This is a genomic window from Cupriavidus basilensis OR16 (genome assembly GCF_000243095.1).
GTDB lineage: Bacteria > Pseudomonadota > Gammaproteobacteria > Burkholderiales > Burkholderiaceae > Cupriavidus > Cupriavidus basilensis_D.
The window spans coordinates 1-694 of the sequence record NZ_AHJE01000319.1; the positions used below are offsets into that span (position 1 = coordinate 1).

The window sequence follows — 694 nt, forward strand, 5'->3', positions numbered from 1 at the left end:
GTGGCGTGAGCTTCACGCCATCCTGGTCGGCGGGCCGGTCGCTGTGCGCGGCGAGCGCAAGCGCGCGCTGTTGCACATGCTCCGCGAAGCGCGCCGGCTTGACCACGGCATCGACCAGCTTCCAGTCGTGTGCCCGCTGTCCGCGCACGCCCTCGGTCGTGGTGCAGAAAATGTCGGCGTGGTCGCGCCGCACGCGGCGCTTGTCGGTGATGCGCGTGAGCCCGCCGGTGCCCGGCAGCACACCTAGCAGCGGCACTTCGGGCAGGCTGACGGCCGAGGCGCGATCGTCGACCAGCACGATCTCGTCGCAGGCCAGCGCGAGTTCGTAGCCGCCGCCGGCGGTGGTGCCGTTGCAGGCCGCGATGAACTTCAGGCCCGAGTGGCGGCTGGCGTCCTCGATGCCGTTGCGGGTCTCGTTGGTGAACTTGCAGAAGTTCACCTTCCAGGCGTGCGATGACTTGCCGAGCATGAAGATGTTGGCGCCCGAGCAGAAAATGCGGTCCTTGGCGCTGGTGAGGATCACGGTGCGTACTGCCGGGTGCTCGAAGCGGATGCGCTGCACGGCGTCGTGCAGTTCGATGTCCACGCCGAGGTCGTAGGAGTTCAGCTTGAGGGCGTAGCCGGGGCGCAGGCCGCCGTCTTCGTCCACATCCATGGACAGCGTGGCCACCGGGCCTGCGAACGTCAGTTTCCA

1 protein-coding gene is annotated in these 694 nt (G+C 68.0%); it reads right to left on the reverse strand.

Annotated features, from left to right (window positions below):
• A partial coding sequence (locus OR16_RS38915) for an enoyl-CoA hydratase-related protein (RefSeq protein WP_006164969.1) occupies positions 1-694 on the reverse strand: 694 nt, incomplete at both ends.